The sequence below is a fragment of the Marinospirillum sp. genome (genome assembly GCF_044810985.1).
GTDB lineage: Bacteria > Pseudomonadota > Gammaproteobacteria > Pseudomonadales > Halomonadaceae > Marinospirillum.
Map to the genome: position 1 here is coordinate 1,896,851 of NZ_CP085242.1, position 20,812 is coordinate 1,917,662.

The window sequence follows — 20,812 nt, forward strand, 5'->3', positions numbered from 1 at the left end:
CCTTGAAGGCTTCGCTCCATTTTCAAGACATTCTTCACAATGCGATTGACCATACCATAGGATGCGTATTAGAGTCACCTGGACGAATCATCCAGGAGAGCAGTGCATGGCGCGTGGGCCACTTTATCATCAGGACTATAAACCTCAATTTTCAGGACACGAGACTTTTCCGCTTAGGTACGGGTGGTTAAAAAAGTGTTTTGATCGCGTGTCTCAGACAGAAGATGAGCCTGCCAATAAGGCCCTGTGTTGGGGTGATGATGCTATTGCAGTTTTTGGGGTTGGCAAAAATATGGTGGCGTCAATTCGGCATTGGGCTACGGTTGCCGGTGTCATCGAAGAGCCTGTGGGTGAAAATAAAGTTACCACAACTGTGCTAGGTAAGCTGCTTTTTGGTCCTGATGGCGTCGATCCTTATCTAGAAAGTCCGAACTCTCTGTGGTTGATTCATTGGAAGTTGGCGACGGATTGGAAGAAAAAAACGACGTGGTATTGGGCCTTTAGTAACTATTCAGCCGTGACATTCGAGCGCGACAAGTTCATCGAAAGACTGCAGAGTGAATGGCCCTCATCAGCTAAAACCACGATAAAGAATGATGTTGCTTGCTTTCTAAACACTTATGCAGGTCAGCCCGTTTCGGGGAAAGGTGGAAGAGACGATTCTCTTGAAAGCCCACTTGCGGAGCTTGGCTTAATAAAGCACGTGTCGCGGCGGGATGAGTACAGATTTGTACGCGGCCAAAAAAATACATTGGGTGACGGCGTCTTCATTTGTGCACTCCTAGAGTTCTGGCAGGAATTCTCTCCCGCTTCTTCAACGCTTTCATTCGAGGCAATCGCTCACGAACCCGGATCTCCTGGAAGGATCTTTCTGCTTGATGAGAACGATGTCGCCGACCGGTTGTTTAGGCTTGATGCCCTTACGGACAATGATCTCCGTTGGTCGGAAACTGCAGGCTTGAAGCAAGTTATTCGGAACCTGGACCTGGAGTTCGGTAGTGCACTTGATTTCGTTCGAAAGGACTTTGAAAGCTCAGATAATAGAGAGGCGCATAGTGTCTTTGATTGATCGAGTCAGCATTGCCCGGCGTTTCCAGAAATCAATACAAATCGACGCGGATCTTGGGAGCAAAGAAGCCTTAAATGGTTTTATTTGCCCTCAGTCTTCAGCTGATGTTCTTGTCTCGATGGCTAGGCATACCTCTCAAACTGGGCAGGGTGCATTCACCTGGACAGGGCCATACGGTAGCGGCAAATCAAGCTTAGCCATTGCTCTTAGTGCTTTACTGGAAGGAAACGCTGAGTTGACGGAGCAAGCGGCCTCTGTCTTCGGAAACCGACTCACCCGAACGATACGAGAAGCCTTTCCGACTGGTGAGCGCGGATGGCGAATCCTGCCGGTCGTTGGGAAACGAGGCGATCCGGTCCATGTTTTGGGGGAGGCACTAGAAAAGGCGGGGTACGTTTCTTCAAGTCCGGGAGTAAACTGGACGGAAGACAGCATTGTGGAAAGTCTCCTCTCTCTGGCTAACAGCGACGCCTCTGTGCATGGTGGTCTCCTATTATTTGTCGACGAGATGGGGAAATTTCTAGAAGCTGCTGCTCAGGATGGATCTGATGTTTATCTTTTCCAGCGAATAGCCGAAGCTGCATCGCGGAGTAACGGTCGACTTCTTTTCGTAGGCGTCCTACATCAAGCGTTTGACGAATATGCCCATCGGCTTTCACATGAACTGCTGAATGAGTGGTCGAAGATTCAAGGACGTTTCGTTGATCTGCCCGTTAACACGATGGGCGAAGAACAGATTGACTTAATTTCTCGTGCAATTGAGGTAGATGGAGGCAAGCCGAAGCCCGGACGCCAAGTGCAAACTGTTGCGAACATTGCGCGTAAGGAGCATCCAGAGAGTGCGGGGCGATTAACCGAGATGCTTGCTAGCTGCTGGCCTCTACACCCTGTTGTGGCTTGCCTTTTAGGTCCTATTTCTCGACGGAGGTTTGGGCAAAATCAACGTAGTATTTTCGGCTTCCTCAACTCTTCGGAGCCCAATGGATTTCAAGATTTTCTCCGCTTGGCTAATGAATCTGATGTCTACACACCGGATATGCTGTGGGACTATCTGCGCGCCAATCTTGAGCCTTCGATTCTGGCATCTCCAGATGGTCATCGATGGGCGATTGCAGCCGAAGCTTTAGACCGGTGTGAAGGTAGCGGCGGGGATGATTTCTTAGTTAGGCTCCTAAAAAACATAGCACTTATAGATCTGTTTAAGGAACGATCCGGGCTAGTGCCAAGCTTTGAGCTGCTTCAAACTTGCTTCCCTGATCTTAGCGAAGACTCCTTGAAAGATGCGCTCGCACTTCTGGATAAATGGTCGCTGACTATATTCAAGAAGTTTCAGGGTGCCCATGCAATCTTTGCTGGCAGTGATTTTAATATCGATCAGGCCCTCGGCATTGCGCTAGACGATATTGCGGAACTGGATTACAAGAATCTTGAATCATTGGCTGGTTTGCAGCCGGTTCTCGCCAAGCGACATTATCATAAGACAGGCGCCATGCGATGGTTCGATATGAACATTGCGCCTGCAAAAGATGTGTTGGGAGTAGCTAAGGGGTTTAAACCAAAGAGCGGAGTTATTGGGGCGTTCCTGCTCGTCGTTCCTACTAAAGGGGAAGATGAAGAGCGGATTTACGATCTTTGCCAAGAAGCGGCCGAGTTAAGTGAAGAATGGGACATCGTTGCGGGCTACTCACCGCAAGCCTGGTCCATCGTGGTGCTGGCAAAGGAGTTGTTAGCGCTCCACAAAGTTAGTAATGATCACCCCGAGCTTGCCGGTGATCCGGTAGCGAGGCGTGAAGTCTCAGCAAGAATTGCCGAGATGCAGGCGCAGCTGGAAATGGAGTTGAGTAAGTTTGTTGCCGAAGCCACATGGTGCCGAAAAGGGGAGTTACCAAAGCAATACAGTCAGACTGGCTTAAATGGTTTGGCATCCGACCTCGCGGCCAAGCGTTTTAGTCTGTCTCCAACACTGCACAACGAGCTTCTGAATCGTCAAAAGCCCTCAGGCAGCGCCATAGCAGGCCAAAATAGGCTTCTTAAACGTATGATAATGCACGAAGCCGAGCCGTGCTTGGGCATTGAAGGCTTCCCGGTGGAAGGCGGTCTGTATGCTTCGCTTCTACAAGCCACCGGTATTCATGCTGAAACCGAGAATGGTTGGCGTTTTGTTACACCACCTGAGGATGACAAGGAGCACAACCTAGCTCCAGCTTGGAACGCCGCAATTAAGTATATTAAAGATCGCAAAGATCGGCCCGTAACAATCGCTGAAATATTCGATAATTGTTGGGCGAAAAAGCCGTTCGGTATTAAGCCGGGACTGATGCCCGTATTATCCGTTGCGTTCATCCTAAGTCAACGAGATCACCTCGCTGTATACAGGCAAGGTTTATTCCGGGCCACATTTGATGATGTGGACGTGGATTACCTGGCAAAAGACGCGGAGACGATCCAATTACGTTGGATGGATCTTGATAAGGTTTCGCGTAGCTTGCTCTCAGAAATGGTCGATCTCGTGCGGGAGCTTGACGGAAACAATGAGCTCATCCATCTCCAACCCATCGATGTTGCGCGAGGGTTAGTTGCTATTTATGAGAAGCTCCCAAACTGGACGAAGCGAACCATGCGACTGTCCTCTAGGGCCGTTCAGGTTCGAGATATGTTCAAGCGCGCAAACGATCCGAATAAGTTTTTATTCGATGATATTCCAGCGTTTGTCGATCCGCAGAGTGCGGATATATCAGAGCAATTTGATGTTCACAATGTCGTTTCTGTCGTACGCGAGGGGCTTCAAGAATTGGTGCAAGCATACCCTGCGATGATAAATCGACTTCGGGACATGCTACTTGCTGAGTTACAAGTCCCTAATCTTTCACCTCAATCGCTCATTGAATTACGCGATCGAGCGGAGAACGTGAAGGAGCTCGCTGGTGATTTCCGTTTGGACGCATTTGTGGGGCGGCTTGCAGAATTTGAAGGCAGCGACCAAGGCTTTGAGTCTATTGCCAGCCTTGCAGCAAACAAACCGCCGAGAGATTGGGTTGATCCGGATATGGATCGAGCATCAATAGAGCTGGCTTCTATGGCGCAAAAGTTCCTCAAAGCTGAAACTTTCACAAGGATAAAAGGCAGACCTGAGAAGCGCCATGCAATGGCAGTGTTTGTTGGTAAAGAAGGAAGGCCAACGCCGCTTCTGAAAGAATTTGAAGTTACCGACTCCGATCAGAAAGAGATTGAGCATCTCGTTGATAGGGTCGCGGAGACCTTGGATGGGGCTGGAACGATGAACAAAAATATTGTTCTCGCTGCGTTAGCACAACTGAGTGCGCGATACATCGAAGACCCTAAGTTAAAGAAGTCCAATTCAGAAAACGGTGAGGTCGCATAGCGATATGGCAACCAAAGAAAGGCATGTTTTAGGTTTGTCCGGGGGAAGGGATAGTGCTGCCCTGGCTGTGTACATGCGGCAACACCATCCTGAAATCGATATCGAGTATTTCTTTACCGATACTGGTAAAGAGTTGCCCGAGGTATATGAGTATCTTGGCCGCCTTGAAGGATTTCTTGGTAAGCCAATCCAACGTTTGAATCCCGATCGGGATTTCGATTTTTGGTTAAAGCAATACAATGATTTTTTGCCTTCTGCCCAAACAAGATGGTGCACGCGTCAGCTGAAACTCCGACCGTTCGAGCAATGGGTTCGCCCTATGCTGGATGAGGGTATGACCATATACAGCTACGTAGCTATTCGCGGGGATGAGGAGTATCGCGAAGGCTACGCGTCGAAAGACGACAACCTTATAGTAAAGCTCCCCTTCAAAGATGCCGGTATCGACAAGGCAGATGTCCTGGATATTCTAGAGGGAGCTGGCCTGGGGCTACCGAAATATTATGAGTGGCGTACTCGAAGTGGCTGTACGTTCTGCTTCTATCAGCAGAAGATTGAATGGGTTCGCTTGATGGAGCGTCACCCAGAAGCTTTTGAAGAAGCCAAAGCCTACGAAAAAAATGCTGTTGAACACGGATCGCCGTTTACTTGGAGCCAAGGCGAGTCTCTGGAAGACCTAGAGAAGCCTGACCGAGTCCAACAGATAAAAGAGGACCACAAGGCGCGTTTGGCTAGGCAGAAGAGTAAATCTCAAAAAAACCCTCTTCGCAGTGACAGTGAGCCTTTGGATATTGATGACCTTTATGGGAAAGCGAAGGTCTGTCTTGCTTGTCATAAATAAGATGTTATCTGTCCACATTCCTAAGAGTACGATTAGATGGAAAATTTCGTAACGGCTTTAGAGAAGTTTTTCTACGAAGTTATCGGCCAGCTCTTGCCTGGGATGTTTTTGCTTGTTGGCTTGTTTTTCGTGTTTCCAGGTGATTTCGCTGAGGATTTCAAACCTACCGGGCAATTCGAGATTTGGGTCTTCCTGGCGGTGTCATACTGCTTTGGTGCCGCGCTGGCGGCGCTCGGCCAGTATTTTTTTATTCCGCTATATACGAAATGCTGTCAGGCTATCCTCAATTGTTTGTTCAAAAAAGAAAAAATTGAAAATTCCGAGATTAAAAAGCTCTTGGTTAGTAACAAAGATCTTAATAAAAATTTGGAGAATGAGGATTCTTATAAAATAATAAGTCAACAATTCAAAGGGGTGGGGTCTCTACGGACTTTGAGGAACGTCGCAATGTCCTCGATCGATGGTGCTGATAAAGAAACGACAGTTAGGTTGATGTTCATTAGCCTTTTGTCTCAAGGCGTTGCAACTAGCATACTAATCTTGACAGTTGTTTCTGTTATTTCCATTTGGATTGATGAGATCTATCCTATTTTGGGAGCGATCCTTGCATCTGTTTTTATTTTTGTTTTGGGTATAGCACTCGCTCTGCCTTTTGTACTTCGAGAGCGTGAGTTTTTTGCTAGAGCTCGAAGGTTGCCTCTTGACTGCTATCTCGCGACTTTAAAATCTTCTGCGGAAAGCGAGAGTATATCTCAAAATTCCCGCAAGGTTATTTATTTGTCGGGAGGGCATAGATCCGGATGGCAAGATTTTATTATGAGGAGTGCCGGTGGGTTTGAATTTATAGATCCAAGTAAAAACGGTCTATCTGATTCTAAGGCCTATACGAGCTGGGACTTATATTCGATTGATAAATGCGATATTGTTTTCGCCTATTTTGAGTCCACGAACCCCAGTGGTTACGGTCTTGCATTAGAGGTTGGATACGCGGCCGCCAAGGGAAAACACGTCATCTTTGTCGATGAGAAATCGGAAAGTGACCGAAACCTCTCTAAGTATGTAAAAATAATCAGAGAGGCTTCAGATGCTGTTTTTGAGTCAATAGATGAAGGTGTCAATTATCTAAAGTCTTTGCCATAGCTAGTGAGCTCGCCTGAGCCAAGCATTTTTGACCAGGGTGGCAAGTTCTGCTATCTCCTCTTCAGAAGCGAACGGAACCTGTGCAAGAATCACATGGCCTTCTCCGGAAAGCTTCGCCGCTAAGTGGCCTCTACCAAGCAGTCTTTCTGCACCGGCTTCGTCGAGAACTAGTATCGAGTTTTTCTTGTCTGCCATTTTCAGCACGAGCCGGTTAGTAAGATTCGCTCTTAACTGCATTGGCAGGGCGTCTTTATCTGGTCGTTGTGTGATAAGCACGAGGTTGATGCCAGCTGCTCGGGCCTTTACGCCTAGACGGCTCGCATTCAGATCAACGGCATCTCTGTATTCATTGATCATCATCCAATCTGCCAATTCATCGTGGAACAGCCAAATCCTTGGTAGTTGTTCGGAGGGCGGAACCTTTCGATTGTAATTATCCAGTTTGGTCACACCTGCCTCAGCCAATAGACGGTTTCTGCGCTCCATTTCGGCCACAAGCTCTTCCAGCGCATGGATTGCTTCGTCTTGTTCGGTAATGAGGTCGCCATCAAGGTGCGGCATGTTGCGAAGCCAAGGAAAGTCTATCCCGGCTTTAGGGTCAATCATGCGAATGCGGGCCTTGTTGGGGGAGTTGGTTGCACAAATGTCCAATAAAAGTGACTGGACCAGTACACCCTTACCACTGCCAGTCTCACCCGCGATTAAGGTATGGGGACCGTGCGGCTGGAGTCCTCCGAACTCATTGCCAACATTTAGGTACAGCAACTCTCCATCGGACTCTTTAGCGCCGAGAAGCAAGCTTGTATTTGATTCAGGTGCAGTTGGCGGTAGTTCCCTTCTTCGCCAGAGATCCCGCAGCCGCAGTATCGCCCTATGTGGTCGCTTGACCATAATGATGACTTCCATCGGAGCAGCCATCACGTTAATAACATCAACAGCGTGGGATGTTAGCAATTCTTGGCGTTTTTTCTCGACTTTGGGAATCGTAAGATCGTCGGATCCTCTGAAGCGTATAAGCGCAGCGTTGGGTGTGAGCCTCGCTCCGAGAAGTTCGGCCGTCATATCATAACCGCGCAAAGCCCGCTGTAAAGCTTTTACAGTTGTGTCGAGCCAAGCTTTTGTTTCCTCATCATCGTCTTCTGAAGCGCTGCCTCCACTTACCCATCCTGCAAGTTGACGAGAAGGCCACATTTCCAACAATTGATCAGGGATATCAGAATTGGCGACTTCTGGGTCCTGAGCTTGCTGGGGCTGTTCGGGTTCCTCGTATGAACTGGAGCTAGGTCTATCGCGCTCGCCTGACATTTCCGATTCAAAGTTGCTTTCGGATTCACTAGTGCCGCTTTCAGGTTCTATCGGCTGAGCAGGTGTTTCGGATTCTGAGCTGGTTGGTGCGGTTACTGTCGATGACTTTCTGGACATCAAGGCATCAGCCCAAATCCCAGAGTCAGTATCGCCTTCTGTATCAACAGCCTTGTTGATTTCGGCGAAAGCCCGGAACATTTCCGCAACGCTGGCCTTGTCAAAGATTTGCTGAGAACAGTGCGGCATTCCCTTTAAAGGAATGGCACCGCCAGCATCAACATATTCATCATTGTCGTGGACGAAAACATGAGAAAAGCCTGCGAGCTGTATCGGTACTCCGTCAAGCCTCACCTCATCTGACCATCTGTGCAGATCCCAATCATTCATAGAAGCAGAGTCAAAGCGCTCCATGCCCTCAATCATGAAATCACCGATGCGATTAAGCCATATATCGCGATCTATGCGCGTGTGCTTTGGCTCAATGGCTCGTCCTAGGCGCGCGATGGTCTCTTCTAGTTGCTTTGCGGATTTCTTTGCCTGCGCACGGTAACCGCTGGAGGTAACAAACTTTGCTTCTGATATTGCCACCTTTAGAACCGGCTTGCCATCAATGATGCGTGGTGCGATCGCCATAATATCGGCTATTTGCTCCTCACGCTGGCCAAACCAGGAAGCAAAATCATCCAGAAAATACCAACCTATTGGTTGATTCCGACCGCCAAGGCCACGCTGAATTTTTTCCATCGATAGCACGATGCCAAGCAGTTCATTCGCGTAGTGGCCATATCGAGCTGCACGCATTACGACTTGTCCGGACAATGTATTCGCTTTGTCAATCAGCTTATCAATGACTGCCTCATTGCTTTTCGTAATTGACGGATCGATCCTATCCAGCCGCTCTTTGAGAAGCACTCGCAGAAGCTTCGGCTTCGATGTTGTCGATACAACGATGTTTCTTTCCATTTGCCGGTCTCGTATGTGGCGAATAACCCGAACACCGTTATTGCTGAGCAGGCGCCGATCCACGAGCTCATCGAAGTTCACTACCCATTCACCGATCTTATGGGTTTGAGTAAAAATATTGCCGATATCGCCATCGCGGAAATTTACCTCCCGGGCTGGAATAACATCACCCGGAAGAGCATTATCTCCGTTAAGAAATTCGTTGATGAGGTTAAGGTAATTTTGCCCGGCGCGGGGTTGGACCGGGCAGGCCAAATAGACGGAAGTTGATGTATCCGCCAAGTTAATGGGTCGACGTCGCGACCACCTCGCGGGCACATGTGTAGTCATCTCGGGGTGTCTGTCCCCAGGAGCTTTCTTCCAAACCAATTGAGCGTTTCTGGCCACGACATCTTGCAGCGCTACAAGATCTGCGGCTCGATCAGAGTCGTCATCCGGAATCTTGGCCGCATCCAAGAATCCAACGCGCAATCGAGACAGAAAGTTTCTCGCCGCCTCGCTGGCCATAACTGAGCCAGATTCTTCGCTTACAGATACATTTTGCTGCTCATAGATTCGTCTTATACGTTTAGGCTCTGAGTGGGTAAGCAAAAGATCACATTGGAGCTGATTCTCTTGTTCAACCTTGCTAGAGAGTTCCGAAGCAAGGGCGCTCGGCAAGGCTTTGGATTCAGCGTTGTAAAGTACCACGGAGAAGTTACTGCGTTCGTGAGGCAGTAACTTTAGATATTGTTCGCCGACATCGCTAAAGGCTTTTGCGGCGACACCTGGCTCTATATCAAGTGCATCATCACTACGTTGAGACTTTCGTAATGGTGGCTCAGCCAGTGTGTAATCGAATGATGTATCTGCAGCGGAGAGCAGTTGTGTTTGGTCGTGATCAAACCCAATGCAAACTTCTGGGTAATAGTTTGTGCGGAGCTCCGTTTGAATTTGAGAGAAGAGGAGATCCGCGCGAAAAATATCATTCTCTTCCGCATCCAAAACATCGTTCACTAATTTGGTTGCCTGATGTGCCTTTATGCTAATCTCAGCAAGACGTAATGGATGCCAGGGGGCAATGATCGCAGCGAGGTTGCCCGCGCCTACGTTGGCGACGCCAAGCCGCAGAATTTCCTTACTTAACTTTTCGCGGGCAAGATCGTTGTTTGCCCGGTATAGAAGTGATGTAAGTAGCTCATTGTAAGCTTCAGCTTGCGCGACAAAGGTATCTGATCCAATGCCTGCTCCCTCTGGCATAGTCCATTCACGGATAGCTTTCGAATAGGCAGTTAAAAAATTATTGAAACGTGTCTGTATGTTCGCAACGCTCTCAGACCCCAATACGCGCGATAATTCAGTCAGCTGTTCCAGAAAATAGGAACTTCGATCGCCGCTACTACTGTTAGGGGCTACAAGCTTCCCCGTGTTTGAGTTTGAGATATCGCGAATCGTGTTGATGTCGTTTAAATCGATCCGCTGTATGCTTCCCTTGGCGCTTACTGATTGCCTAGTGATATCCGCCGTGGGTAATAAAGCATATTGTTCCGTCTCGTTTGCGACGCTCAGTAGGTCATCAGGCAGTGCGGTCGCTACAGCGTCGATCGGCATCTCCCAATGAAATACCATTTTCGTATTGGCACCTTCAGGATCAAGAACAACTTCAAATTTAATTGAGCGGGCCTCTTTAGAGGCGGAAGTAGATTTAGCGAGATCCGATTCGACGCGTGGAAAGTAGAACTCCTCTAATTTCCCGAAATCAACTTCAACTTTTTCTCCCAGAATTGCGTCCAGGCCTCGGTATCGAAATGCAAAGTAGCGTGCGACCTTGTGATTTTTAGTCCGCCAAAAACTCTTCTCTCTACTGTTCGGAATACGAACGGTTAGTTTCTTCTCTTTCAGTTCCTCGTCATTAACCCGACGACGTAAGCTGTCCAATGTTTCAATTAGTCCCACTAAGAAATCTTGGTAGGTTTGTGGGTTACGATAGATATAGCGCTCCCACTTGCCAGACAGTTTTTTGTCTCTAGCCACGTGCTCTCGATGAGTCTCGAAAAAGGCCTGCAGGTCTTCTGAGGGATCTTTCGGGAAAGAACTCGCAAGAAGCTCACGCTCCTCCTCTTCAAGCAGGTCATCGAATTCGTCGTCAAAGAATTTAATTGTTTCTTCACCGAGGGGCTGAGAGGAGCTTTTATTTACACCTTCGAAAAGCTCAGAGATTGATCTCCAATCCAAATTGACCAAGCTTTCCTGTGAGGCTGACCAGCTATCAATTCGTAAGTCAGCATCGAGGAATGCTTTAATCACCTCTTGTTCTGATACTTCGAGGCGATCAGAAATTTCTTCAAAATTAGTGCGGAGATGCTCGCGAGGAATTGGCTCGCCTTTGTCCGTTTCTTGTACCAGCAGAGGCCGGACTTTAGTGTGGAGGCCTCTGAATATCTTGCTCCATTCACCAGTGTTATCTCGCTTTTTCTCCGGGATGCGGTCAAAGTAGCCCGAGAACTTGGGCAGTTTTAGGCTAGGCAGCGCGTTATCAACAGCTTTTTGCAGTGGTAGGCCATCCGCGGTGATTCCGTGAGCAATCGAAAGCACGAAATCTGCAAACGTTTCAATTGTGCGAGCAGCATGAGATTGATTCGCTGCCTTAAGGGCGGTAATTAAATGTTCCCGTTTGGTTTCATCCAGATAGGCAGAGGTTAATCCTGCCTGATCGATCCAGGCTGCGTAGCGACTTCGCAGCGTATCAGTCTCGATCTTGGTGACTTTCTCGACACTTTTGTCGTTGCGTTGGAGTTCTTCTTGCGAGGCAGCAAAGAGAACAGCTCGGAATTCATTCGGCAGTCGACAGTGACGCCAGTGAGTAATGGACTGGTTACTTTTCGCTGAATCGGGAAGGTCGTCGTTTGGGTCGAATAGATTAGCTATCCGGACCAAGACTGTTGATGCGGTAGTGGGCTTGGATAGCACCGACTGTGCGATAGAGCGAATTATTGAAGGCTCCAGTCCGAGCATACAAAAACGCATCGAACCATCCGCCTCTTGGTCGAGTTGAGCCCGAATGAAATCTTGAGCGACGGCCGAGATTAGTTCGTTTCGTGTCATTTGTTGCTCCTAAAAGGGTTCTCGACATAGGCGCAATCATCAGAGAGGCGGCGTAGCAACCCCAAAGTCCTTAAGCGTTGTTCCAAGCGTTGGGTATTTTGTAAAAAGGCATTTTGATCGGTAGGCAGTGTTCCGAAAGCTTTTTCTGCCTCATTCGGGCCAATTATTAACCGGAACTTTTCATAGAGTTTGGAAAGAAAGCGGTGATATTCCTCTCGTCCCTCGTCCACAACGCACATGACAAGTGCTTTCAGTAGAGAATCATCGGGTGAGTACCAGGTTCCAGACCCTCTACGCGATACTGCCAACCCAATTTGTTTCGCCCACTCCAGGTGAACCTTTCCAACGTGTTGTTGGTGACGACTTTCTGCGTATTCCCTCAAGGCTTCAAATATAGTCTCCGGGTCACCTGAAGGGATGCCGTCGGCAGGATGCCAATCGTATCGTTGAACGAGGTATTCCCGCACCGCGTCAGCAGGATCTCTCGCCTGCAAAGCCCTGTGCCATCGCTCATCGTCTTTAGCTGCTTCGATATAAGCGCGCACAGCCCTCGTGGATAACATTCTGTTCGCCCTGAAATTCTCTTTTGAAAGTTCGAATAGTGTTGTTCTTTTCGGAGAAGCTATCTCCAGAACGAACTTCGGCTCGTTGGCATCCCCAACTTCCTCATTGGATCTTCTGAGCATGTAAATGAGCATGTGCAAAGATGAGAGACGCATCAAGGGATCTAGTAGGGCCTCACCTGTGAGGTCTAAATTAAGTAGCTTAAGCCAAGTCTCAGACAGATCGCCGTACTCCCTTCGTTCGGCGAAAGGTAGATAGCCGATCGTGCTTGATACAGGGTTCGAGTCGATTCTGTATCCTTCAGGGAGCAAGGCGCGAACGACACGGTTCCATGTTTCGTCGTGGCGTAGCAGTTTATGAGAAATCAGATCAGCCAGAAGCTCGCCGTTACCACTGCGATTGAGCATGAGGTAAAGAAGTTCGCCGCTCCTGGCAAAGAAACGCCTGTCTGGGCTACTATTTGCGTTTGCAGGCAAGTCAGCGTAGAGACAGTTCGGGCCATAAGGAAAAAGAAAGCGCGACGTCCACCTTCGCTTACGATGCGGCTCGACTGCCGTCGTCTGAAAAAGCTCAATCACTCGGGAAAGACGAGCAAACGAGCCAAAACGATCTTGGAGATATCTGAAGTCGTCGTCAGAAGAAAATGCTTTGAACCATTCCTGCCATCGCTCCGAGTCGGTTTGATAATTGTCTTCGACAAACCGGATGTGTGGGTTGTTAAAAATTAACTGCCTAAGAGGAAGGAGTCGTGGAATGTGGTACGTAAAGGCTTCATGAGTATCCTCAGTCCAATTCTCCTTCAGAGCCTTCGCTTGCTCTTGGCGGGATTGAAATATTGCAAGGAACTCTAAAAATACGAGCCAAGGGGTTTGGTCATTGTACAGTCGATGGCCCCATATAGCCTCATCAACCCACACATTGACATCGTTTCTGTATTTCGCTGGAGCCTCAAGACGTGCCTTCATGAGTCTAGCCTTATTCGAATATTTTCAGGGTGCACTCGCCCCTCGTTATTTACAGTGAGAGCCTCTAAGTTTATCTCATCACGAGTTGGTTCTTCGCCGAACAACCTGTCTAGCCGGGTTATGAGTCTAAGCTTGAAGTCCAAAAAATCTTCGTTGCATTGCCGAGAAAAGCTGGCAGGCAAGCTTCCACTTGCCACCCTGACCAAATACTCAAAATGGGTAAGCTGAAGGGTTAGGGTGTCAATGACGCCGTCGCCATCTGCTGCAGGATCAATTATTTGCATGCAAGGCGTTGCGTCATCTTTATCTAATACAAAACTAAGATAGGGGTCTCTTCTGTACCTGGATGTCGGCAAATCGTAATTTAGAAGCGAAGCAATCCTGCCACGGCCATCTCCGCCAGAGGACGCAAGATATAGCTTCGTGCCTTCATCAATCATCATCCCACAAAATGTTCTATTGAGTCCGCGGACCAATAGCTCTTCTGTTCGGGAGGTGTCGCCGTCATCTTCTAAGCCCTCGACAAACTCTAAAAACTGGCCGGAAGCCTGGTAGACGGCTAAGCGCCAGGGATCAAAGGGGCTGATAGAGGGCAAGGAGAAAAAAAGCCTTTGCCTTTGCCGCGAAAGCGCCTGCATAAATTCTTCTATATCGTCGCGGGCTCCTTCAAGATAGTCCTGTAAATATTGTTTGTAGGCTGCTGCGCCATAGAAGATGTCATTGGACACGAACTGGGTGTACGCCTCTGAGCCACTATATGGTCCGTAAATTAATAGGTTATCGAATTTGTTGTCGGTTTCACGCCCAATGCCGAAGGCTTCGAGGATGTTGAAAACTTGGTATTGTTGTCTCTGCCGCTCAGGAATGTTCATTCCGAAGACATTGGCATAAGGGTTGGTTAAACTATAATCCTCCTTTTCAGCGCGATTCTTGGCCGAACGGCATGTTAAGAGAATGCGGCCACTCTGCCGGTCCCCTAGGAGAATATTAACGCTTAGAAGTAAAAGGTCGCGGATTGGCACGTGCATGCGGTTGGCCCGAGCCAGGGTCATCAGCTCTCCAAGCCTTTTGCGAAATACTGCTCCGTCACCGCTCTTACAGAGTCTTTCTCGATTTAGCCGAATTGGGCAAGTCGTCGAGCCGTCGTCTCCTAGCAAGTCACAGCCTTCGCAATTTGACCACTGGGGGTGCTCAACAATTTGTTCTATTATTTCGTGAAAGTGACTTGAAGCGTCTAGGCGACTGAGATTAAAAAGGTAAAGGCTCAGTGACTCGTCTTCAATTCGCTCCTCTACGAGCATGTCCTCTACAGTCTTGAATACCCGATGCTCCTGCTCTCCTTGGTTGTCTGACCAATCACGCCAGCTTGCGAGAAGTTGACCATCGTTGGCAGCGACAAGATATATATTCTCCGCAGATTCGTCCGTTACTGAGCTGGCAAGGCCATTGAGAGCATTTATTTTCTCATCCTGAGTGAGCTCGCTTAAATCTTTGACGATGATTAGTGTTTTGCCAGATACAGGGAGCGTTAAGGAAACGATTTTCTTACCTGCATTCCAGTGATCTGGATCGCCGCCAAAAGCAGTCCAGATTTGTCGGCAATGGAACGTTTTTCCATCACCTGCAGTCCCTGTGAGTATGATGTTCCGAGGCTCGATAGATTCAAAGTTTTTCTTAACCTCGTTCAATCTTGCGGGGCTAATGTGAATAACAGGATCGATCTTATGGCGTTCTATTTCTGCCTGGATCAACTCATCGTACATATTATCAGAAGCAGCTATAGGCCCATAATGACGCAAAAAAGATATCAACCCATTGTTTTTATACATTTTATTAAACAATTCCCCAGAGAAAAACATGTAATCACAAGAATCAATATGCTGTCAATCGGCCAAAGACATAGTATACTTAGTTGGCTTCAACCTTTTTTGAGTTCTTGTTCAAGTTCAAACTTCGTCTTTATTTTTGATAGGTGAGGCTTAAATTCAATCCAACTACTATTGGAAATATTCGTTAACCTTTCTGACTCACTTAGTCCTAATGATGCTGCACTGAACACTGGTCCGACTATTGGGATGAAGCCTAAAAATGAGCAAATTCTTCCCACTGTACTTGCATATCTGTTTATCGTTTCGTTTCTTGAATTCTTCAAATCACTATCCAAGGCGAGTCTGTAGAAATATTCTTTAGGCATACCTTCGTTACCCTCAAGAATAGATGTCACCTTTCTGGCATACGTTCTGGTTGTGGAATCTTGTTTTATTCGATGGAGAAGGTCAATGCTTGATATATCAAAATCCGGAACTATTAGCTCTGCGCTCCGGGATACCGGATCAGAAAAATTCACTATATTTTTTCCAGCATTTTGATATTGAAAGTCTATTTCACACAAACGCCTCATAATCATTCGACGACCAGTAGACGATATAACTTCCACACCATAAATCAAAGACAATTCGATATCACACACTACTTGAAATAAAATTTGGCGTTTTGCTGGAGGTGGAACCTTGGATAAAACCCTAGATATAACCCGATCCTCTAACGCCCAGTCAATATATAACTCTTGCTCATTTCGATCCAAACCTATGGAAGACGGCCTTGAAGGCATCCTCAACCCAAAGTCAGGATGATAATATTCTTCATCTCCCCAATAGGTTTGGAAATCAGGAAGAGGGTTATCTACTGGTGAAAATATAACCTCGTCATAAAGAGTAAAAAGGGTCAAAGCGAGCGTAACAATTTCCTGGCTCGAGCCCCCCAAAGCGTTTGATAATACCCATGATTCTGGCCAAAATTATTTCCTACCAGCTCTTTGGCAAAGAACTCTTGCAGAGCTCCAGAATATGGAAAGCTTAAGATTACTTTGCTCAAATTTCCTCCTAAAACTAACGATCCTGTAGAAAAATCTGATCTTGCCCCAATAAAACAGACACCTGATGACTTAAAACCTCGGAAGACTTTCCAAGTTATCTTTTGATTTCTTGTTTGCATCGGTTCTCAAAAAATGGCGACCTTCAACCATGATGATATGGACATCTTCTCCCTTTTTCCATTTACCGTCGTTCTTCAAAATGGTTACAAAGGTCTTGCTGTCATCCATTTTTGAAAGAGCCTCTTTTCGACTCCATGTTTCCCCCGCACCAATAGAATCGCCATTACCTTTATGCACTTTCACTTGATCAATGTATTCGTCGTTAGTATCGTAACGAACCGCCGATATTCCATAGTCTGCCCATTTTGCCATTTCTCTATCCTCTTGCGTGATGAAAGCCATAAGCAACTTCCTTGGTATAACAGGCCTGAAGAAAAACCTCTTTCCAGCCAGCTTTCCCTACCAACAGTTCGATTTTTGTTGTTCATTTTTCAGTTGCCGGTTTTTGCCGACAACCGCTTGTGATTCTGTATTTCCTAGCCTTTTCTGGCCTCTATAAGCCAGTGTTTGTGCTGCTTGTAGTGCCTTTTTTCGGGGTTGGCTTGTCCCTGGCTCTACTGCTTTAGTGAACCAGCTTGCCATAGTGGGCCAGCTTTTCAATGTTGTGAATCAAGCAATACAACTGCCATTGCCCTTGAACTTTATCCTTGCCTCTCAAGCTGAAGCGGCTGAGTCTTTTGTTGGTACCGATATTGCCGAAAACCGGCTCAACAACGGACATCCGGTGGCTGTAAATTTGCTTACCCTTGGGACTATCCACACGGTGTTTCATCCAGTCGGTATAGCTGGGTGGCCGTTTGTCATTGAGTGGGAAGCTGACTTGTCTTCCCGTGCCATTTCTGTGATCAGCTGAGGCCGGATTTTTCATGCACTGATGTTTTTTCTTGCAGTTCCGGCATTGCAGCAGTCGACCTTCAAAATAAGCAGTGGGAACACCCTGGTCGTTGTCTCGGGTGCCTCGGTGGCTGATCTGGTTTCCCGCTGGGCAGATGCAGGTTATTTCAATGGGATCAAACTGGAACTCACTGGCCGGGATGAGTTGTTTGGCTTTGGGCTTGCCGGGTGTCTGGTGGCGTTTTCCGTACTTGTCTTTTTGGTGGGCGAACTTGGGATCACGGCTTCTGAATTGGTTGTCAGGGATGTAGGCGTTGATTTCATTCTCGTGCAAATACTTCATGTTGGCTTCATTAGCAAAGCCAGTATCCGCAGTGACAACAATCTGATCTTTATAAAGGTCTTCGTTGAGGCTCAGTCGTTGGTAGCGGTCTTTGATTGTTTCCAGGATAGGTTGCAGGGTGTGGTGTTCCTGTCCTTCACCGAAGGCCTGGGCATCAATGATGATTTGATGCTTTTTGTCGACAGAAGCTACACCGTTATAGCCCTGGATGGTGCCCTTGCTAGTCGTCATTTTGGCCGACTGATTGTCGGTGATGTTGCTTTTGACTTCCTTGCCTCTTTTACTCTGCCCCTTCCTTGGGGTGTTGGTCTTTAGGAAGCGGTCAACCTTTTCAGCGGCTTCATTCAGGGTCAGGATGGTTTGAGCTTTGCGAATGTCCTGATCCAATTCTTCCTCAGTTTCCCAGGTGTCTCTGTCCTGATGTTCGCTGAGGTGGTGACGGATCAGGCGTTTGAGTTTCTGGCGTTTTTGCTCCAGCTCTTTGAAGGTGCCTGACCACTCCTTGGCCGCATTGGAGCGCATTTTACAGCCATCAATGGCAAAGAGTTCATGCCCCAAAAGCCCCTGCTGATCACAAACCAGCAGCACTTGCTCGAACAAGTCTTCAATGGCCTGGGGCTGGCTGCTGACAAAGTGGGCGATGGTCGTAAAGTGAGGAATGGTGTCGCAGGACAGAGCTTTGAAGATGATGTTGGTGTTGCAGCACCACTGGATTTGGCGGCTGGAAGTGATGCCCTTGGAGTAAGCAAACAGAATGATCTTTAGGAGGATGGCCGGATCATAAGCCGGGCGACCTTCAGCATCATTCTTGTAGGGCTGGTGGAAAGCAGAGAGATCGAGCTTTTCAGAGATCAGGTAGTGCAAGGCGTGTTCAAAAGTGCCTGGCTGCAGCTGATCCTGGTAATTAATCACCACCATGGCGGTCTGGTTGTAGTCGTAGTGTTTGAACTTGGGCATGAGAAAGGGCCGGTTGCTCAGGGATGGTTCATTTCAGCATAGCCAGGGAGGTTTTTCTACAGCCTGAATGCCCGCATTTGCGGCTGGTTTGGAGCGTAGCGGAAAACCTGTCCGGCAACATGTGTTTGTTATGAATTTTCTTCCAACTTACCAATAGATAATTCCAAGTAAGTTCCCAGGAACCAAACAAAACAAGCAGGCGCGATCCAAAGCAAAGCCATTAATAATGCTATATGAGCTTTCTCTACTGAGAATAGTACCAGTGCCAAAGCCAATTCCATCAATAGAATGAAAAAGGCATTACCGTGCTCTCGCAAATGTTTGTATGATTCTATAAATTCGTCGTGTTTAGAAGTACCGTCTTGTCGTTTGGCCCGCTCGGCAGCCAAACTTTTATAATAGCTGAATACATATGATTTATTGGACAACAAGGAAACTATGTACAAGTACAACTGCAAGCCAACAATAATTAGGAACGCACTTATGGAGAATACTGAGAAGAAGTTTGCACCTTTGGCGGGAAACACGTTGTCAAAGAGCAGATAACCTGAGATGCCAAACGTAAGAATTATGACTACAAATGATGCAATACTAACCAATCCGAAATTAATGCTCCCTATGCGAGTTGAATCACCATATTTTGATAAAAACACGCCTCTTAAAGCATGTAATACCAAAACGGGTGCACTGGCGACATAACAGAATGCCAAACCAATGGCTGCCAAAACCAAGGAGTGCCCAAAATCAATGTCGGATACACTTTTCATGCTTGGCAATATCTTCCCTTGGAGAGCAGAGTTACCATCGAAATTGAGAAAAGCAACGACAACCATACCTAAGACGGTTCCAACAAAATAGCGAACAAAATAAAACTCCCACCATCGTCCGTTGTCGGAGTTCTTATTCCCCTTCATCTCTACAACAATTTCTCTTTTCATATAATCTCAATTAGTGCTTTGTAAGTCGGCCTACTTGCATAACGCCGCGCTCTGCGGTAATTTTGGAGCGCAGCGGAAAAATTGTCCGGCAGCAGCGCATTGTTATAGCCCCAAGCTAAATTTCGAATTCGATAATCTTGGTTTCTATTTCTTCATATTCTTCACATATAACCCGAATATCAATCGTATGCTTCCCTGACTTCAAAGGAGCTATCATATATTCATCATCAAATACCATTCGTCTCGTATGGAGCAAGCTGTCAATTTTTACTGTGATTTTCTGCCCATCTAGATCTGTCCACCATTTCTGATTTACAGGACTAATGAGCTTCGTATTAAATGCATGAGTTATCGGCGCCAACTGAGCGAATGTACTTCCAACCCCAAGCTGGGAGTGCAATCTTGATAGCGCCGAATTCTGCTTTCTATATTCGGATTGCGCGCGAGCCAAGGGGTTAAGTGGAATGGGAGATTCTGGCTCACTATGCTCTTCGTCATTTTCATACACATAGAGTCCTTCAGAGAACTCTATATCAATGTAGACATTATTGGCCTTTATCGTTCCACTATTGGAAACCTCAATTACTAGCGGGACTGAATAGTTTTTTATTCTAAAAATTCTCTCGCATTCACTATTGTATTCTTCTAGCTCACCAAGACTTGGAATCGCGTTATTGTAATTCTCGATATCTTCGTCTGAAATGTACTCTGATAAATGAGCATCTACATCGTTCATGCTCATCGCGTTGGGAATCACGACCTTTTCATACGAATCAAAACTTTCATCGATAACTGGCTGCGTTATATCAAGTTCTATTTCAGGAGCTTTTAAAGAGATCCTTGACTCAAGTTCTACAACTCGTTCTCTTAGCTCCCGATTCTCTTTGCTCAGAGCTGATAACTCCTTCGAAAGAGCTTCGTCGGCATTAGCACTATCTCCCCTAATCCATCCCACCCCTGGCTTTTGCATAATTTGCTTCATCAGCGATATTGAAACACTTTTAATAAGCTGATCCTTTGTGTCCCAAAATTGCGCCATTTTTGAGTTTTTTAACACCAACTCTCTAAACCTAATAATGTCCGTCAGGTCATCGTCTCTTCTGTCCTTGGACAAGGAAACCATGTCACTCATTACAAAAGCAAGAATTGGTATCTTTTTCTCTAAGGCATACTCGTATTCTTTTTGAGTAAAACTAATACCATCTGATGTTTTTGATCCATATCTCAAACCTAAAACAAGAATATAATAATCACTTACTTCAATGGTTCTTCTGATTATTTCCCATTGATCTTCATCTTCTGCACTAAACATCTCCATACCAATTGGTATGTGGTACATCTCCAAAATAGCTTTAATTATGCTTTCTCTTTCGTCCACTAAATCAGAGTAAGTTGAACTCAAAAACACTTGATATTTTGTTGATTTCAAGACGCCCCCTTGAATTCTTCTTGATAGCTATAACGCCCGCCATCACCGGTGACAAAACCGGAG

At 46.9% G+C, this 20,812-nt stretch carries 12 protein-coding genes; 4 read left to right on the forward strand and 8 right to left on the reverse strand.

The annotated features are described in order from the left end of the window. The first annotated feature begins 106 nt into the window (after positions 1-106). From LG323_RS08915 to LG323_RS08930, 4 genes are read left to right on the forward strand one after another with little or no spacing between them, the layout of a single operon-like run. Positions 107-1,069, forward strand: a complete 963-nt coding sequence (locus LG323_RS08915) for a DUF4007 family protein (RefSeq protein WP_404415059.1) — start codon at positions 107-109, stop codon at positions 1,067-1,069. Next, the gene (locus tag LG323_RS08920; RefSeq protein ID WP_404415061.1) at positions 1,056-4,451 is read left to right on the forward strand and encodes a hypothetical protein; all 3,396 of its coding nucleotides are present in this window, start codon (positions 1,056-1,058) and stop codon (positions 4,449-4,451) included. Before LG323_RS08915 ends, LG323_RS08920 begins: the two co-directional genes overlap by 14 nt. A 4-nt stretch (positions 4,452-4,455) precedes the next feature. Further along, positions 4,456-5,292 (forward strand): phosphoadenosine phosphosulfate reductase family protein, encoded by an 837-nt coding sequence (locus LG323_RS08925; RefSeq protein ID WP_404415064.1) that lies wholly within the window; start codon positions 4,456-4,458, stop codon positions 5,290-5,292. 36 nt (positions 5,293-5,328) lie between these two features. Further along, positions 5,329-6,432, forward strand: coding sequence for a nucleoside 2-deoxyribosyltransferase domain-containing protein (locus LG323_RS08930; protein WP_404415067.1), 1,104 nt, complete (start codon positions 5,329-5,331; stop codon positions 6,430-6,432). On the opposite strand, the gene LG323_RS08935 is transcribed toward LG323_RS08930, so the two are convergent. The 8 genes from LG323_RS08935 to LG323_RS08970 form a co-directional block, all read right to left on the reverse strand. Further along, on the reverse strand, positions 6,433-11,784 hold the full coding sequence (locus LG323_RS08935; protein WP_404415069.1) for an FtsK/SpoIIIE domain-containing protein: 5,352 nt from the start codon (positions 11,782-11,784) through the stop codon (positions 6,433-6,435). It lies immediately after the preceding gene. After that, a complete protein-coding gene (locus LG323_RS08940; RefSeq protein WP_404415072.1) occupies positions 11,781-13,313 on the reverse strand; it encodes a hypothetical protein in 1,533 nt (510 codons plus the stop codon). The genes LG323_RS08935 and LG323_RS08940 overlap by 4 nt, the downstream gene beginning before the upstream one ends. Beyond that, positions 13,310-15,142 carry a hypothetical protein gene (locus LG323_RS08945; RefSeq protein ID WP_404415075.1) on the reverse strand — a complete coding sequence of 611 codons (1,833 nt, stop codon included), beginning with the start codon at positions 15,140-15,142 and terminating at the stop codon, positions 13,310-13,312. The genes LG323_RS08940 and LG323_RS08945 overlap by 4 nt, the downstream gene beginning before the upstream one ends. 89 nt (positions 15,143-15,231) lie before the next feature. After that, complete coding sequence (locus tag LG323_RS08950; protein WP_404415077.1) at positions 15,232-16,041, reverse strand: hypothetical protein; 810 nt, start codon at positions 16,039-16,041, stop codon at positions 15,232-15,234. 216 nt (positions 16,042-16,257) lie between these two features. Next, entirely contained in the window at positions 16,258-16,590 is a 333-nt protein-coding gene (locus LG323_RS08955) for a DUF3892 domain-containing protein (protein ID WP_404415080.1), read from the reverse strand. Positions 16,591-16,810: 220 nt separating this feature from the next. Continuing rightward, positions 16,811-18,382, reverse strand: a complete 1,572-nt coding sequence (locus LG323_RS08960; RefSeq protein ID WP_404415083.1) for an IS1182 family transposase — start codon at positions 18,380-18,382, stop codon at positions 16,811-16,813. 128 nt (positions 18,383-18,510) lie between these two features. Next, positions 18,511-19,320, reverse strand: coding sequence for a hypothetical protein (locus LG323_RS08965; protein WP_404415086.1), 810 nt, complete (start codon positions 19,318-19,320; stop codon positions 18,511-18,513). Between the two features lie 115 nt (positions 19,321-19,435). After that, positions 19,436-20,749, reverse strand: a complete 1,314-nt coding sequence (locus tag LG323_RS08970; RefSeq protein ID WP_404415088.1) for a DUF4062 domain-containing protein — start codon at positions 20,747-20,749, stop codon at positions 19,436-19,438. Positions 20,750-20,812: the final 63 nt, after the last annotated feature.

Excerpts from the sequence above, each read along its gene's own strand:
- LG323_RS08915 (WP_404415059.1), top strand. The coding sequence starts at position 107 with ATGGCGCGTGGGCCACTTTATCATCAGGACTATAAACCTCAATTTTCA.
- LG323_RS08925 (WP_404415064.1), top strand. The coding sequence starts at position 4,456 with ATGGCAACCAAAGAAAGGCATGTTTTAGGTTTGTCCGGGGGAAGGGAT.
- LG323_RS08930 (WP_404415067.1), top strand. The coding sequence starts at position 5,329 with ATGGAAAATTTCGTAACGGCTTTAGAGAAGTTTTTCTACGAAGTTATC.
- LG323_RS08935 (WP_404415069.1), bottom strand. The coding sequence starts at position 11,784 with ATGACACGAAACGAACTAATCTCGGCCGTCGCTCAAGATTTCATTCGG.
- LG323_RS08940 (WP_404415072.1), bottom strand. The coding sequence starts at position 13,313 with ATGAAGGCACGTCTTGAGGCTCCAGCGAAATACAGAAACGATGTCAAT.
- LG323_RS08945 (WP_404415075.1), bottom strand. The coding sequence starts at position 15,142 with ATGTATAAAAACAATGGGTTGATATCTTTTTTGCGTCATTATGGGCCT.
- LG323_RS08955 (WP_404415080.1), bottom strand. The coding sequence starts at position 16,590 with ATGGCTTTCATCACGCAAGAGGATAGAGAAATGGCAAAATGGGCAGAC.
- LG323_RS08960 (WP_404415083.1), bottom strand. The coding sequence starts at position 18,382 with ATGCCCAAGTTCAAACACTACGACTACAACCAGACCGCCATGGTGGTG.
- LG323_RS08965 (WP_404415086.1), bottom strand. The coding sequence starts at position 19,320 with ATGAAAAGAGAAATTGTTGTAGAGATGAAGGGGAATAAGAACTCCGAC.